The 15,437-nt window shown below is 39.7% G+C and carries 14 protein-coding genes; 8 read left to right on the forward strand and 6 right to left on the reverse strand.

What is annotated here, in order from left to right:
• The first annotated feature begins 72 nt into the window (after positions 1 to 72).
• Complete coding sequence (locus UYK_RS0114930; protein ID WP_009454579.1) at positions 73 to 978, forward strand: DNA-methyltransferase; 906 nt, start codon at positions 73 to 75, stop codon at positions 976 to 978.
• A gap of 374 nt (positions 979 to 1,352) precedes the next feature.
• Positions 1,353 to 2,321 (forward strand): SGNH/GDSL hydrolase family protein, encoded by a 969-nt coding sequence (locus tag UYK_RS0114935; RefSeq protein WP_009454581.1) that lies wholly within the window; start codon positions 1,353 to 1,355, stop codon positions 2,319 to 2,321.
• Between the two features lie 227 nt (positions 2,322 to 2,548).
• On the opposite strand, the gene UYK_RS0114940 is transcribed toward UYK_RS0114935, so the two are convergent.
• Entirely contained in the window at positions 2,549 to 3,214 is a 666-nt protein-coding gene (locus tag UYK_RS0114940) for a response regulator transcription factor (RefSeq protein WP_016871674.1), read from the reverse strand.
• A gap of 542 nt (positions 3,215 to 3,756) precedes the next feature.
• Here UYK_RS0114940 and UYK_RS0114945 point away from each other — a divergent pair.
• Positions 3,757 to 4,473: a rhomboid family intramembrane serine protease gene (locus UYK_RS0114945; RefSeq protein WP_009454585.1), complete on the forward strand. Its 717-nt coding sequence runs from the start codon at positions 3,757 to 3,759 to the stop codon at positions 4,471 to 4,473.
• A gap of 47 nt (positions 4,474 to 4,520) precedes the next feature.
• On the opposite strand, the gene smpB is transcribed toward UYK_RS0114945, so the two are convergent.
• On the reverse strand, positions 4,521 to 4,988 hold the full coding sequence (gene smpB / locus UYK_RS0114950; protein WP_009454587.1) for an SsrA-binding protein SmpB: 468 nt from the start codon (positions 4,986 to 4,988) through the stop codon (positions 4,521 to 4,523).
• Positions 4,989 to 5,244: 256 nt separating this feature from the next.
• On the opposite strand from smpB, the gene UYK_RS0114955 reads away from it, so the two are divergent.
• Positions 5,245 to 5,529 (forward strand): WGxxGxxG family protein, encoded by a 285-nt coding sequence (locus UYK_RS0114955; protein WP_026086480.1) that lies wholly within the window; start codon positions 5,245 to 5,247, stop codon positions 5,527 to 5,529.
• A 122-nt stretch (positions 5,530 to 5,651) separates the two neighbouring features.
• Here UYK_RS0114955 and UYK_RS0114960 read toward each other — a convergent pair whose 3' ends face one another.
• Both UYK_RS0114960 and UYK_RS0114965 read right to left on the reverse strand, forming a co-directional pair.
• Complete coding sequence (locus UYK_RS0114960; RefSeq protein WP_039990672.1) at positions 5,652 to 7,085, reverse strand: IctB family putative bicarbonate transporter; 1,434 nt, start codon at positions 7,083 to 7,085, stop codon at positions 5,652 to 5,654.
• Positions 7,086 to 7,233: 148 nt separating this feature from the next.
• Positions 7,234 to 8,802, reverse strand: coding sequence for a GAF domain-containing sensor histidine kinase (locus UYK_RS0114965; protein WP_009454592.1), 1,569 nt, complete (start codon positions 8,800 to 8,802; stop codon positions 7,234 to 7,236).
• 464 nt (positions 8,803 to 9,266) lie between these two features.
• On the opposite strand from UYK_RS0114965, the gene UYK_RS0114970 reads away from it, so the two are divergent.
• The 4 genes from UYK_RS0114970 to UYK_RS0114985 all read left to right on the forward strand — a co-directional run bounded on the left by UYK_RS0114970 (position 9,267) and on the right by UYK_RS0114985 (position 13,701).
• Positions 9,267 to 10,436 carry a DegT/DnrJ/EryC1/StrS family aminotransferase gene (locus tag UYK_RS0114970; protein ID WP_016871676.1) on the forward strand — a complete coding sequence of 390 codons (1,170 nt, stop codon included), beginning with the start codon at positions 9,267 to 9,269 and terminating at the stop codon, positions 10,434 to 10,436.
• A gap of 121 nt (positions 10,437 to 10,557) precedes the next feature.
• On the forward strand, positions 10,558 to 11,454 hold the full coding sequence (gene crtB / locus UYK_RS0114975; RefSeq protein WP_016871678.1) for a cyanoexosortase B: 897 nt from the start codon (positions 10,558 to 10,560) through the stop codon (positions 11,452 to 11,454).
• Positions 11,455 to 11,509: 55 nt separating this feature from the next.
• Positions 11,510 to 12,166 carry a peptide-methionine (S)-S-oxide reductase MsrA gene (gene msrA, locus UYK_RS0114980; RefSeq protein WP_016871679.1) on the forward strand — a complete coding sequence of 219 codons (657 nt, stop codon included), beginning with the start codon at positions 11,510 to 11,512 and terminating at the stop codon, positions 12,164 to 12,166.
• Positions 12,167 to 12,825: 659 nt separating this feature from the next.
• Positions 12,826 to 13,701: an SDR family NAD(P)-dependent oxidoreductase gene (locus tag UYK_RS0114985; RefSeq protein WP_009454600.1), complete on the forward strand. Its 876-nt coding sequence runs from the start codon at positions 12,826 to 12,828 to the stop codon at positions 13,699 to 13,701.
• Between the two features lie 120 nt (positions 13,702 to 13,821).
• On the opposite strand, the gene UYK_RS26200 is transcribed toward UYK_RS0114985, so the two are convergent.
• Complete coding sequence (locus tag UYK_RS26200) at positions 13,822 to 14,043, reverse strand: hypothetical protein (protein WP_016871680.1); 222 nt, start codon at positions 14,041 to 14,043, stop codon at positions 13,822 to 13,824.
• A gap of 157 nt (positions 14,044 to 14,200) precedes the next feature.
• Positions 14,201 to 15,262 (reverse strand): dTDP-glucose 4,6-dehydratase, encoded by a 1,062-nt coding sequence (gene rfbB / locus UYK_RS0114995; protein WP_016871681.1) that lies wholly within the window; start codon positions 15,260 to 15,262, stop codon positions 14,201 to 14,203.
• Positions 15,263 to 15,437 lie beyond the last annotated feature (175 nt).

Consider the following 15,437-nt stretch of genomic DNA (forward strand, 5'->3'; position numbering starts at 1 on the left):
TAGCGTAAGCGGAGTGCGTAGGTAGTTCATATAAGAATTTTATATGAAAATAAATTATAAGTACAAATTCTCTTGACACAAGAAGAAATATCCTCAGAAAAAGCAATAAACTTTACACCCTATTACACCCAAAATCACGGTGCTGCATATTTAGGCGATAGCCAGGAACTAATAAAATTTATTGAAGATAACAGTATTAATCTAATTATTACTTCACCTCCATTCGCGCTCACCCGCAAAAAAAAATACGGCAACGAAAGCGCCGAAAAATATATAGAATGGTTTCTACCTTTTGCCTACGAATTCAAAAGAGTACTTGTAGATGATGGCTCATTTGTACTGGATTTAGGCGGTGCTTACCTACCTGGAAATCCAGTACGCAGTATCTACCAATATGAATTATTAGTCAGGCTGTGCAAAGAAGTCGGCTTTTTTCTTGCCCAAGAATTTTATCACTATAATCCAGCACGACTGCCTACTCCTGCTGAATGGGTGACAATTAGGCGCATTCGCGTTAAAGATTCAGTAAATGTAGTTTGGTGGTTATCGAAAACACCTCACCCGAAAGCTGATAACAGAAAAGTTTTAAAGCCATATAGCCAGAGTATGAAGCAGTTACTCAAAAATGGCTATAAAGCTAAAATGCGTCCTAGCGGACATGATATTTCTGAGAAGTTTCAAAAAAATAATCAGGGTGCAATTCCACCTAACTTACTAGAAATTGCCAATACTGAATCTAATAGTGCATACCTGCGTCGCTGTAAAGCAGCGGGAATACAACCTCATCCTGCACGTTTTCCCCAGGGTTTCGCGGAGTTCTTTATTAAATTTTTAACAGATGAAGGCGATCTGATTTTAGATCCCTTTGCAGGTTCCAATACAACAGGTTTCGTTGCTGAGACTTTGCAAAGGCGGTGGATTTCGTTTGAAATGAGTGAAGATTATATTATCGGCAGTCGTTATCGGTTTGAGGTGTAGGGAGCGTTAGGAAATTAGCATTTAAACACCTATCTTGCCATTAAACCGAAAATTTTTTCTACAGATGCTGAAACCGTACAGTGGTTAGTAATTGATTGCAGAAAACAATTCAGCACTCAAAACATATTGTGATGATAATTGCCAATATAGTAAAAACCCTACTATTTTTGTAAGAATAGTAATTAATTAGACATGAACGACACTAGCTAAATACATTAAAGATATTGTAAAACTAATCTCACAAGCTAGCTAATTACACTTATTCAGTGTAAATACTGTAAAAGGTGATAATTTAGCTAATGAAGAATTTTCCTGATACCAGCCAGAAAACGCTGCTTTTGGGAAAAAGAGCAACTATTGGGAGAAATTAGGATATGAGGGATGTTTATCTGTTGGCAGCAGGCTTGTTAACAGGATTAGTTTTGCCAGCATCGACTTTACCACAACAACCTATTTTTCATACTGATGATCATCAAGTACATGGAAAGAACAAGGAAAACTTACAGCCAGTAGTAACAGAAACATTAATCCCCACGCTGGAAACTTCTTCACCAGAATTTAGCGAACAAAGTTTGCCTGTAGCAACAGAATCATTTTTAACACCAAGCTATAAACCTATTTGGAAGCCTACGTCTGGAAATGAACTTTATTATCATAGGTTAGCTGCTCTCAAAGCTGGTCAAATTTATACACGTATAGCCGATGAACAATTAAAGACATTGTGGGATGGCAATAACCATCAATTAACTTATGAAGATTGGAAAAGTTTGTTGGCTATGGAAGCCAAAGCAATGGCTAAAGGTCAAGGTAAAAATCGTTTGAGCATCCTAGTTGGCGATTCTTTGAGTATGTGGTTTCCGAAAGAAATGCTCAAGCGTGAACAATTATGGTTGAATCAGGGAATTTCTGGAGATACTTCTAGTGGGGTTTTAAAAAGATTATCGGCTTTTGCCAAAACGAAACCAAGTGTTATTTATGTCATGGTTGGGATTAACGACTTACGCAAAGGTAGAAGTGATGAAGTGATTTTAAGCAATCATCGCTTGATTATCCGACGCTTACGACAAAATCATCCAGAGAGTATGATTATTGTTCAATCTATCTTGCCCAGCCGCTTGTCTAATATTTCTAATAACCGCATTCGTACTCTCAATCATCAACTTGCTTTGCTTGCCCAAAAAGAAGGGGTAAATTATCTTAATCTCTACAATTGGTTTGCAGACTTTGAAGGAAACTTGCGAGAAGATTTAACTACAGATGGTTTACATCTCAGCGAATATGGATATGAAGTTTGGCGAGCAGCGATTGATCGAATAGAGTCTCAACTAGCTTTTGGTTCTTAGAGCGATCGCAACAATCGCAACAAAAATAATAAATTTGATAATGATAATTGTTTACCAATTTGCATCAACTTTGCAAGCTATCATAGTAATTGGTTGTTAGTCAATTGTCAATTGTCAATTATTAGTGGTTAGTTATTGGTTGTTTACTCCACCCTTATGGGAAGCCGCTGTTGCGTCTACACACTCCTCATACTCCCCCATCTCCCCACCCCCTCAACCTTTACTCATCATTCCACTAGACCATGTTTTATTGCAAAGCGCACTAATTCAGCTCTGTTGCTAGCGCCTGTTTTTCTCAATAAACTGCTGACGTACTTTTCCACTGTCCGAGGACTTAGGTGCAACTTTTGACCCATGTCAGCATTAGAAAGTCCATGAGTCAAAAGTTCCAGAACTTCTCGTTCTCTGGGAGTCAGCTCTAAGAGCCATTGAGATTTTTGAATGTCATTTAACTGTGAGCCGTTACCATCCAAAGTGTTGGTATTTTCTAGATGAGAAAGACGGTATGCAGATTGAATAATTTGCGATCGCGCCAACAAATTACGAATAGCTGCTCCTAATTCTTCTAATTCAAAAGGCTTGGGTAAATACAAATCACATCCAGATTGATAACCAAGAATTCTTTCTTGCGTTTTTGTTCGTGCTGTCAACAAAATTACTGGCAGCAAACGAAATTCAGATTTTTGGCGGACTTGGCGTACCAGTTCATAACCATTCATTCGTGGCATGACAATATCAGTAACCATCAAATCAGGATGATACTCTTGTACCTTTGCTAAAGCCTCTTGACCGTCATCAGCAACAATTACCGAGTAGCCAGACAGTTCAAGATAATCGCTGATAGACAGACGAGTGCCCGGATCGTCATCCACTACAAGGATCGTCAAGGGCATGGACTGTACACCCCTAGCATTTTTTACTAATAAATTTGCTTTTATGATCACTATCGCTGAATACAAATAATAATAGTACTCTTATGTTTCATACTATGACAGGAGTAATAACTAATCACTCCCCAAAATGTTGAATTACAAAGTTTATCTACCCTCAGTGAGAGCTATGTTTAAATAAAGTAACTCTAGAAAAATCAGACACTTCATAATATATGTCATTAGATGTAATTTTGTTTACAAATTTTCACAAAATATTTATTATGGAAGTAAGACATCAAGTATTTTTTAGAGGTGTACCTACATAAAATATAGTTCAAATCAAAAAATTGAATAAAAAACAATAGGTAAATTAAGACAAATAAACATACTTGTAAATCTGAATTTAGCACACAAGTATCTGTTGTTTATAAGACATTGATGACATTTACCTGTTTTCCAAAAATCTTCGGATCAACTTGCTAAATCTATCCAGAGGAAAGAAGAAAATACTAAACAAATTATGTATTGTGTAGTTTAGTTTTGAAAAATCAAGAAAAAAGTCCGTGGTTCCAATTAGAGATAATAATCCAACAAAAATCACGCCCTATGTGACTTATGGGCTGATTGCCGTTAACGTTCTAGCATTTCTTTATGAATCTAGTCTCCCTCCCCAATATTTAGATGGGTTCTTTCACTTATTTGCAGTAGTCCCGCGAGAACTCACAGCTAGTTTTGCAGGTATTTCTGTAAATCAGCCAGTGCCAGAGTGGGTAACTTTATTTACTGCTCAATTTTTGCATGGTGGTTTGCTACACCTTGGTGGCAACATGTTATTTTTGTGGATTTTTGGTAACAATGTCGAAGACAAATTAGGCCATGTTAAGTATTTATTTTTCTATTTAGCTAGTGGTGTTCTCGCAACATTAGCTCAGTGGTACTTTTCACAAAATTCTGCTATTCCCTCATTAGGAGCAAGTGGTGCGATCGCTGGTGTGTTAGGAGCATACATCATCCGTTTTCCCCAAGCTGAAGTTCTTGGTGTTGTCCCCTTGGGATTTTTCTTCCCTACCTTCCGTGTACCAGCATACTTTTTTCTAGGATTCTGGTTTCTTGAACAAGCTTTCTACGGTCTTGCTAGTCTGGAAGCTCCAACAAACATTGGCATGGAAAATGGAGGTATTGCTTACTGGGCCCATGCTGGTGGTTTTGTGGTTGGAGCGATTCTTGGCCCGATACTGGGATTATTTCAAGATTCAGAGCAAGAAAAATATAATTGGTAGTCATTGGTCAATGGTCAATTGACACTTGACCCTTGACCCTTGACTTTTTAATAATTTTTCATTGCCCGTTGCATTTCGCGCTGGTCTTGACGTTTTTTAATATCCTCTCGTTTGTCATGCAGCTTTTTACCTTTGACAAGGGCTATACTAACTTTTACCCAACCACGTTTGAGATACATCTTTAAAGGAACCAAAGTTAATCCCTGCTGCTCCACCTTACCAACTAGCTTGCGAATTTCTTGGCGATGCAGCAGTAATTTGCGTGTACGACGTGGTTCATGATTAAAATACTGTCCACTGGCAGTGTAAGGGGAAATATGCACGTTTATCAGCCATGCTTCTCCATTGCGGATCAAAGCATAGCCATCTTGGAGATTTACCCTACCTGCACGAATCGATTTTACCTCAGTCCCCGTCAGCTGAATACCAGCTTCGTAGGTTTCAAGAATTTCGTACAAATACCGGGCTTGCCGATTGTCACAAATAACCTTATAACCGTCGCTCTTATCGCTCATTGAAAATTTTACTTGCGTCTAAATAATAACTAAAAAATCCTTGAAGTTGCCTAGTTATTTATAAAAGGCCATTAAACCAATATAATATGCCCAACTGGATGTTAGTCCTATCCTAGCTTTTCTGAGAAGCTTGGGTTTTATATATCTTAAGCAAGAGTATATAAAGTTTTTAGTTTACAGCTGTGGATTGATTTTGTTGCGATCGCAAGTCGGTAGAGTGGTGAATAAATTTGCAACAGATCAGGAAAGCATCATGATGAAAAATAACCTTACCAAAATGGTTGGCGCTAGTGTCCTCACTTTGGGAATGACAATTCTCCCCTTGACTATACCAGCACAAGCACAAACCACGACAGACCCCACAATTAATAATCCGAATCCACCAAATACCGGAGTTTATTATGATAGGGGTTTTGATTGGGGTTGGTTAGGACTACTCGGTTTATTAGGTTTAGCAGGTCTAGCTGGCAGGAAACGTAACGATGAACCAACTCGTTATCGCGATCCAAACGCTGTTGGTAGTAGCACCTATAGAGAATAATTCTACATCCACCATCCAATCACAACGAAACTAAAAACTGTGAGACAAACTAGACTTTTAGGAAAATGATAAAAAATGAAAAGCCTTGAGGGATATTCTACTCAAGGCTTTTTTTACAAACTTTAATTTATTCCAAGTTCTGGATGAAGTGAATTTCCTTGTCGGTTGTGGTCTGACACCACAGGAGTCCAGTAGCTAGCAACTAAAGCAACCAATAGCCACCAGATACTATTGACTACTGGGCGATACCATACAGTGTCTACAAAACCATGACCTAGCATACCTACTAAAGCAGCGATCGCTCCAATCAACCACAAACCGTCTACGCTATTTAATTGTCGGAATCTTTGCAGTTGTAACCAACCTGTATTAAATATTACGACTAATAGCCAAACAAAACTAACCAAACCAACAATTCCTGTTTCCACAGTCACTTCCAACAGAACCGAGTAAGCGCTCAAAGCATTATACCGAGGTAGCTGGTAGAGCGGATAAATATTATTAAAAACATCGTGTCCAGGGCCGATACCAAAAATCGGATAGTCTTGGATCATTCTGAACACCGCAGTCCAAACATTTATGCGGAAGTTATTACTACTATCATTACGGCCTGCAAAAATACTGGTAATGCGTAGGCGAAAAGTTTCTGAAACCCCAAACATGATTGCAAAAAAAGCCACAAAACACCCCAACAGTATGGGTACTAACCAAATACGCCAAAACCGGGGTAAGTAATCAGCGTACCAATACCGTAATAGCAACACAATAGCAACAAGTGCGATCGCCAAACCAATAAAGCCACCACGACTGTCAGCAAAACGAAAACAGGCAAGATTGACAACCAACATAGTGATAGCCAAACCTTTACGCAGCCATCCCCGCCAAGCAAACACCGCCACAAAACTCAAAATCACAGCTGGTAACAAATATCCAGCCAGTAAATTTGGATTACCCAAATAACTATAGACCCTGGTATTTTTAGACAACGGAGATTCAGGGTCAACCCAAGTTGCCAATTGTGCCGCACCAAAAAACTTCTGTCGCACACCATAGATACTGACAACTAAGGACACATGTAAATATAAAACCAGTAAAAAAGCTCGAATCCGGGGCGATTTGAGTATCCTGGCACAGAGGGCAAAAAATACTAAATAAAGTGTAAAATTTATCAATCCTTCTAAAGCTGCCTTTTTTTCTGGTGATAAAGCCGTAGCAACTACACAGACTCCCCAATACAGCAACACCAGCAAGTGAATTGGAGTAGCAAATAAATTATTTGAAGAGCTTACCTCATCAGACAAAGTTAACAGTAGCCAAAATCCTGCACAAGCAGCTAACAGAACCCCAAGCAGGGTTGTATTCGCCGCGGTAAAAGGTGCTAACACTAACACCAAGCTGACTAAAGTAGCCGCTATGATATCTCCCCACTGCATTAAAATACTACTTTGCCGCCAAGAGCGCAGCACCCCTACTAGAGAACCATGCAGGTAGCTGGAGTCCAGATATTCCTTGAGTGGGAAATAGGATAATGTGAATTTTTGCCAGATTAGATTCATAAGATGCTGTAAGCAACTAGCACAGAGCGTAGAACTTGGATTTAATGATAGTTCGGTATTTTTCAAAAATAGAAAAATTTCCAGTCCATAGTCCATGCTAATTGAAGACAGACATCCGATTTTAGATTTTGGATTTTGAATTGGTTTCCTATGGAAAAGAAGGAGTTGTTGAGGAAACATCGCTCAAAGCTTCTGCTTTTCCTTGATTTAGTGGCAAACTCAGGATATAGCGGAATCCTGCCTCTGGTGATCCTTGAATTGAAATATATCCGCCGTGCAGTTCTGCTAAATGACAACTGAGCAGTAAACCCAAACTTTCCCGCGAGAGAGAACCAGAACACTTAGTGGTATTGAGGATACTTGATGTCGAAACTTTCACAGTTTGGGACTTGTCCAAGCCTAATGGTAGACCGCTTGCGTCTTCTTGATCTTCTAAAAGAGTATTAAAATCAGTGGTTTTCTCGTCTGTTAGTTCTAGCAACGGTACTACACTCAAGCGAAAATAAGGATCAACCTCGGTGATTCCATCTCCCAACCAAGGATGGGAAACCCACACCGTAATGTTAAGCGTATTTTCCTTGTGAGAAACATGAATTCGCACAACACTACCTGTAGCAGAAAGTTGAATCACACTGAAAATCAGGTGATAGAGCATCTGTCGCACCTTGTCTTTATCCAAAAGCCAAATGCGATTGCGTCCAGGTTCAAGAGATAGGCGAATATCTTGCTCGCGGCGATTAGCAGCCTCTGCAAGAGTATTAATTGCTTGTTGACACAGCATTTCAATATCTACAGGCGATAGATTCAAAGCTGTCTCAGTTTCATCCATTGCTCCCAGTTCAGAAATTTCATTTACTAGAGAAAGCAGGTATCTACCACTGTGTTGGATAATGTCTAAGTATTCTCTCTGCTTGGTAGTCAAAGGCCCATAAATTTCACGTCCCAAAACACTAGCCATACCCAGTACAGATGTTAAAGGTGTGCGTAACTCTTGGGTTAACTGTTCCAACAGTTCTAACTTTAGTTGACTAGTAGGAACCGAACTTGTTGGCAAAGTAATTGGACTGATTCTAATTTCGCTTTCACTCTTTTTAGGCTCTGGGAGTGACCAGTCAGAAACGCTACGCGCTGTTTTTATTTCTGAAGTTGCTTGCAGGAGTCGGTTACGTTCAAATTCACTCATACTCCAACGAGCGATGATTTGTAAAAACTCAATATCTCGATTGGTAAAATTACGCGGCACTAAATCCATTACTGCCAATGCGCCCAAACAATTTCCACAAGCATCAATTAGTGGCGCTCCCAAATAAGCACGAATGCCATAATCCTCTACTAATTTGCTGGCAACTGTATTGCCTGCATCTACCAGATTTCTGGTATCATTTATAACTATAATTTGCGAATTTTCTACGACCTGGGTGCAAAAAGACTCTTGACGTAGTAATTGGCGATTTTGCGCTAACTGATTCATTAATCCTAATCTAGATAAGCCTACTGCTGATTTGAACCAATGGCGCTCTTGATCGACAAATCCCAAAATGGAAATTGGTGCTTCCAAAAAGTGAGCAGCAGTTTGAGTAGCTTCTTCAAAAACTGGAATCGTTTCTGGTTGTCGTAGCCCTAATTCTGACAATGCCCTGAGACGTTGTTGTTCTCTCGTTTCCGGAGATGCCCAACCATCCTTTAAAGACAACAATTTATTTTCCGACTCTACCATTACCACTGTCACCTTGATAATTCTAGATAATGTAATTTATATAACCACTGTTTATGGGTTATTCGCTATTATTCAGCATTCCCCAATTTTGTGTCTGATCAACAAAGTAGATGTAAAAATTTTCACTCGTCAAAAATTTTGTGCATGGCTAGAACACTAGTTATAAATCAGATATAATGACTGATTTTAGTGCTTTAGCACTACTAAAAACCAGTTTTTCACTCAAATTGAACCTCTAAAGTTACTGAAGTTGTTGTTCTACTTGTTTCTAAGTAGTACAGAACATTTTTCAGCATTTTGCAACCATGTACTGAGCATTGCTGATTCTGATGTTGAAGTTCGTTAGTATCTAATTCTACATGGGTAACATAAAACTAATGGGAATGGGTAATGGGGAATAACAAAAAAATGCCAATTACCAATCACCAATTATTTTGAACAAATTTTTTGCATATTACTGAAAAATGGATATACCAATAACAATCCCTTTTGTAGACTTGAATTTACAACATCTGCCGATTCAAAATCAGTTGCAACAAGCAATCCAAGTAGTATTAGAACAGGGAGATTTTGTTTTAGGAAAAGCACTTTCAGATTTTGAAGCAGCTTTTGCCACGGCTTCTGGTACAAAATACGGAATTGGTGTTGCATCTGGAACTGATGCGATCGCTCTCGGTTTACAAGCTTGTAATATCCATGCTGGAGATGAAGTCATCTTACCAGCTAACACTTTTGTGGCAACGTTGATTGGAGTGTTGCGTACAGGAGCAAAACCAATTTTAGTAGATTGCGATCCCCACACAGCTTTAATTGATTTAGAAGCAGCAGCAAAAGCAATTACAGCAAAAACAAAAGCACTTATTCCCGTACATCTTTATGGTCAGATGGTATCACCGAAACAGCTATTAGACTTGGCTGATACCTACAAAATCCTAATTTTTGAAGACGCCGCCCAAGCACATTTAGCCGAACGGGAAGGATATCGTGCTGGTTCAGTAGGTATAGCAGCGGCTTTTAGTTTTTATCCCAGCAAAAATTTAGGAGCATTTGGAGATGGGGGAATACTCTTAACGCAAAATCAAGATGTAGCTGAAAAAATGGTACGTTTGCGTAACTACGGTGCATCCCGCAAGTATTTTCACACAGAAATAGGAACCAACAGTCGCTTAGATACCATCCAAGCTGCGGTGCTGCACCAAAAATTACCATATCTCCAAAACTGGAATCGCGATCGCCTTACCATTGCCCAACATTATGATACCGAATTAGCACCCCTAGCAACACAAGGTATTATCCCCATCCAAAACCATAGTGCTCAAGGGCATGTATACCACCTGTATGTGATCAGAATTTGTGAATCTTGCCCTGTAAATCGTTCTGTCATTCAAGAAGAACTTACAGCTATGGGAATTCAAACAGGAATTCATTACCCAATTCCTTGCCATCTGCAACCAGGATTTTCGGATTTGGGCTATCAAAAGGGTGATTTTCCTCATGCAGAAATGCTAGCAAACCAAATCTTGTCCTTACCCATGTATCCAGGTTTAAGCCACAGCCAAATTCAGAAAGTTACAGATGCGATCGCTCGTATTCTAAAAGTTAACTCTCCCACTGAAAGCCTTTTGTTTGCTTAAAGGGAAGATGGGGAGACAAGGGAAGGGGGACGACTTGGGGGACAAACCAGACAAGGAAGAAAACAAACAACAAATAACCATTAACAATTGACCATTGACTAATGACCAATGACCAAAATCTATGCTTAATCAACGTTCATTTCAAAATATAATTTCACCAAAGTTTCTTAGCTTAGTAATTCTAGCTATTTTAGGGCTGCTTTATGCCCCTCTTTTACTGCATTGGCTCGATGGTTGGTTACATAAAAATATCAGCACAGAACACGAATATTTTAGTCACGGTATTATTGGTTTACCTTTTGCTGCATATACAGCTTGGCTAAAGCGGAAAATTTGGCAAAGACTACCAGACCGTCAACATCCCTTTGGTGCTGTCCTCTTATTAATAGGAGGAATTTTTTATCTAAGTGGGGTCAGCGAATGGGTTAATCTTTCCTTCCCCGCCATACTTGCAGGATTGTGCTTATGGTTCAAAGGCATCCCTGGCTTAAAATTACAAAAGTTTTCCTTGCTGTTAGTTTTTCTGGCAACACCAACACTACTTCCGTATTTGATAGCACCCTACACCTTTCCTTTGCAGAGTTTCATTGCTGGCACAGCAGGCTTTATCTTAAATCAGTTTGGCATGACAGTCATCGTCGATGAAATCAATATATATGTGGGGGGAAGAATTGTAGAAGTAGCTCCCTACTGTGCAGGTTTAAAAATGTTATTTACTACTCTCTATGTTGGCTTGATGCTACTTTATTGGACTGGTAAATTATCATCTCGACGCAAGACCATTTCATTTTTATTGATCGCAATGTTGATTAGTATCAGCGGTAATATCATTCGTAATACTTTATTAACCTATTTTCATGGTACGGGTAATGAAGGAGCGTTCCATTGGTTACATGACAGTTGGGGCGGCGATATGTTTTCTGCCGTCATGTTAATGCTATTGATACCCGTGCTGAATAATATTGATAATTTCTTCTCCGGATCTGTAGAAATTCAGCAAAAACAAGTTAGTGGTTAGTGGTTAAAATGTTAAGTAAAGTAAAAATAATTCTCATATGTGAGAGTAAAAGTCAATGGTGCTATTTGGATTTGGTAAAAAATTAACCCTGCCTAGTCCTGAGGAAGCTTTGCCAGGACGAGCAGAATCTATGCCAGTTACTAACCGTCATTATGTGCTAGGTAATCCAATCCAGCCTCCGTTTCCAGAAGGGACGGAAATGGCTATTTTTGGTATGGGATGTTTTTGGGGTGCAGAACGCAAGTTCTGGGAACTGTCAGGTGTTTATACTACTGCTGTTGGTTACGCTGCTGGCATCACTCCTAACCCCACCTATAGAGAAGTTTGTACCGGTATGACTGGTCACAACGAAGTAGTGTTAGTTGTGTATGATCCCAAAGTGATTAGTTACACCGATTTACTCAAAGTCTTTTGGGAAAATCATGATCCCACCCAAGGAATGCGTCAGGGTAATGATGTTGGTACACAGTATCGTTCCGGAATTTACGTATATTCTGAAGAACAAAAAAAACTAGCTGAAGCTTCGCGGGATACATATCAAGAAGCTCTCAATAAAGCAGGTTACGGCAAGATCACTACAGAAATCCTTAATGCGCCGGAATTTTATTACGCCGAAGACTACCATCAACAATACCTGGCCAAAAACCCTGGTGGTTATTGCGGTTTAGGAGGGACAAATGTTGCTTGTCCTGTGGGATTAGTTGAATCTTAGTTACATGGCAATACGGTTCAGTTAAGAATTTTTAGTGAGATTTGATGATGTGTAGAGACGTGCCATGGCATATCTCTACATTGTTTTACGTAAATTCGTAGCGGGGCGAAGCATTTGTGTTGGAAGATGGTAATTTTGGGTTGATTGTTAGAAAAATATGATACTAATCAACAAGTATTAAGAATTACTTATAAGTGGTATAAACATTCATTTTTAGATATTAATCACCAAAAAATTGCTCATATTAGGCTTTTTCCTCGTTTATTGTACTTACGCAAAAAACCTCTCAAACTCTTATTTCTCTGTGTCCTCTGTGGTTTGTTTTTTCGTTACCCATGCCTAAGTCCTGATATAGTTGCTGGATATTTTGTTTGTTGTTAACAACTATTCAGAAATTCTTATTAAAAAATATTGCCACTACTTGAAGTAATTGCTAAAGTGTGTATTGGCAACAAGACTAGTAATCCTAGTAAAAATTACAGGAGTAAACTATGGGCCAGATCCATTCTGCCGATCGCGTAAAGTGTTAATTTTCGGCTTTGGATTTTGAGTGAAATTCGATAGTTCATTTGTCTTACCTGATACCGTGATTCCTAAAAGTCGTGATGGTGATTGTATAGCAAAGGTGGGGTAAGACTAGAATTTGGAGGTTAAAATCCATGAATATTCAAGGCAAGGTAGCTCTGATTACCGGGGCTTCCCGTGGTATTGGACGTGCCATAGCTCTAAAACTAGCGCAACAAGGTATGAAACGCTTGATCCTAGTGGCACGCGATCGCCACAAGTTGGCAGAGGTAGCTAAAGAAATCGAGGCAATAGGCGCACAAACTACAATTTTGGCATTAGATTTAACTAAACCAATCTTTGTACATGTTGCTGTTGCTCAACTTTGGCGTAGTTATGGCCCGATTCACTTGCTGGTAAATTGTGCAGGTGTAGCCTACCAAAACTCCTTCTTGCAATCTAAACTACCCCAAGTTCAAGAGGAACTTTCTCTCAATTTATTAGGGACTTATACCCTAACTCATATGATGGCTCGACGCATGGCAAGCCGCAGCGAAGGAACAATAGTGAATGTCTCTAGCCTCATGGGGAAAGTGGCTGCACCGACTATGGCGACTTACTCGGCTACTAAATTTGCACTTTTAGGGTTTACGCAAGCTTTACGCCGCGAACTTGCTCCATACAACATCAAAGTCATAGCATTATTACCAGCTCTGACAGATACCGATATGGTACGCGACTTAGAGTTATTTCGCTGGGTGATACCAATGACTCCCGAACAAGTAGCTCAAGCATTTGTATGTGGATTACAAAAAGACTCATCAGAAATTTTAGTTGGATGGCAAAGCCATTTAGCAGTTTGGTGTCAACGTTTTGCTCCTTGGTTGTTGGAGAAAATTTTACAAATGGCAACTCCCAAAGTTCAAGAATCCAGAAGACACAAAACTGACAAGCAAAATATGTTCAGGACAAGGATGCATTCATCACCAGACTTTTCACATTTTGCCAATAGTTTTGTAAAGCTTAGATAGATAATAATTAAGGCGATCGCTCAAACTACATCTATCTTAAAAATAGGGATCGGGGAAGGTGGTCCCCTGGTGGGGATTGATCAAGAGGTTTTCATCCCCTCATTGTGAGCATGAAAATTCTTACCCCTTCTGCCACGGCGCTCCTTGTTCGCCCACAGGTGGCGAACCCGCGCCTCCTCTGTCCTCTGCCTTCATCACAAAAAAGATGTGAGAAATGCGATCGCAGCCATCCATTGTGACAAATTGCTGAACCAAAATAGGGCTAGTTTTTTTATTGCTAAAATATCTTCCTAAAGCAGGAGTTAAATGTTGAGAAAATTGCAGTGAGAGTTGCAATAGCAACGAGGGAATGAAAATTTAACTCCTCCTACACCCCAACACCCATTTTCAAGCTAGACCCCCACGGGCTATTTATCCCACAATGAGGTGATGAAAACCTCTTCCCCGCTCTTCGCCCGCTCCCTGCTCCCCGATCCCTATTTTCAAGACAGATTATGACTTACGCATAAACCTTGTTGTAATATGCCTGATATTCTTCCGATAGCAGAGGTTTCCACCAGTTCTCATGGGTAAGATACCATGCAACTGTTAGACGCAAACCTTCTGTAACAGTCACTGAAGGTATCCAACCTAACTGAGTTTTAATCTTGGTGGCATCAATGGTGTATCTGCGATCGTGTCCGAGTCTATCTTTAACAAAAGTAATTAAGTTCGCTGCTGGACGTACTGGTAAATTCGGTGCTAATTCATCCATGAGTTGACATAACATTTGCACTAAATTGATATTTTCTACTTCATTGTTACCGCCGATATTGTAAGTTTCGCCTGGTATACCACGATGAATTACTACATCTAAAGCACTACAATGATCGCCTACATACAGCCAATCTCGCACATTTTTACCGTCACCGTATACTGGTAATTCCTTGCCCATCAATGTATTAATACACACCAGGGGAATGAGTTTTTCGGGAAACTGATAGGGGCCGTAATTATTAGAGCAATTAGTGATAATTGTTGGTAGTCCATAAGTATGGTAATAAGCACGAACTAGGTGATCGCTACCTGCTTTTGATGCCGAATAGGGACTATTGGGAGCATAGGGAGTAGTTTCACTAAAAGGGGGATCATCGGGGTTTAGACTACCGTAAACTTCATCAGTAGAAACGTGTAGAAATCGATAATTTGTAGGTTGAGAATTTGCTTGCCAATGTTGACGAAAAGCCTCTAACAGAGTGTATGTACCCACTACATTAGTTTCTACAAAAGCACCAGGCCCCAAAATCGACCGATCAACATGAGATTCTGCGGCAAAGTGGGCAATAGTATCAATATTCTCGGTTTGTAGTAGTTTGTCAACCAATGAGCGATCGCATATATTTCCTTGCACAAAACGAAAATTCTCTTGCTTCTCCAATCCTGCTAAGTTGGCAATATTTCCCGCATAAGTCAAGGCATCTAAAACTACTACCCGGTCATGAGGATAATTTTGACACCAGTGATGCACAAAATTTGACCCAATAAATCCTGCACCACCAGTTACCAATAACTGACGACTCATTACTCACTCCTCTGTTTTGGCTACACTGCCGCAATATAATACTAGCCGCTTGAGAGGAGAGGTGGGGAATTCGGGATTCCCTCTGGGGATTAGGGGTTGTGGGGAGAAAACAATTCAAAATTCACGCAATAGGAAGAGAGTAGGAAGTGTGAGGAGTAGTAAGCAATCAACTACT

The sequence above is a fragment of the Fischerella thermalis PCC 7521 genome, assembly GCF_000317225.1.
In the GTDB taxonomy this organism is placed as follows: domain Bacteria; phylum Cyanobacteriota; class Cyanobacteriia; order Cyanobacteriales; family Nostocaceae; genus Fischerella; species Fischerella thermalis.

Coding starts and splice junctions, on each gene's coding strand:
- UYK_RS0114955 (WP_026086480.1), top strand. CDS start 5,245: ATGAAAAATAACCTTACCAAAATGGTTGGCGCTAGTGTCCTCACTTTG.
- rfbB (WP_016871681.1), bottom strand. CDS start 15,262: ATGAGTCGTCAGTTATTGGTAACTGGTGGTGCAGGATTTATTGGGTCA.
- msrA (WP_016871679.1), top strand. CDS start 11,510: ATGGTGCTATTTGGATTTGGTAAAAAATTAACCCTGCCTAGTCCTGAG.
- crtB (WP_016871678.1), top strand. CDS start 10,558: ATGCTTAATCAACGTTCATTTCAAAATATAATTTCACCAAAGTTTCTT.
- smpB (WP_009454587.1), bottom strand. CDS start 4,988: ATGAGCGATAAGAGCGACGGTTATAAGGTTATTTGTGACAATCGGCAA.
- UYK_RS0114960 (WP_039990672.1), bottom strand. CDS start 7,085: ATGAATCTAATCTGGCAAAAATTCACATTATCCTATTTCCCACTCAAG.
- UYK_RS0114965 (WP_009454592.1), bottom strand. CDS start 8,802: ATGGTAGAGTCGGAAAATAAATTGTTGTCTTTAAAGGATGGTTGGGCA.
- UYK_RS0114970 (WP_016871676.1), top strand. CDS start 9,267: ATGGATATACCAATAACAATCCCTTTTGTAGACTTGAATTTACAACAT.
- UYK_RS0114935 (WP_009454581.1), top strand. CDS start 1,353: ATGAGGGATGTTTATCTGTTGGCAGCAGGCTTGTTAACAGGATTAGTT.
- UYK_RS0114985 (WP_009454600.1), top strand. CDS start 12,826: ATGAATATTCAAGGCAAGGTAGCTCTGATTACCGGGGCTTCCCGTGGT.
- UYK_RS0114940 (WP_016871674.1), bottom strand. CDS start 3,214: ATGCCCTTGACGATCCTTGTAGTGGATGACGATCCGGGCACTCGTCTG.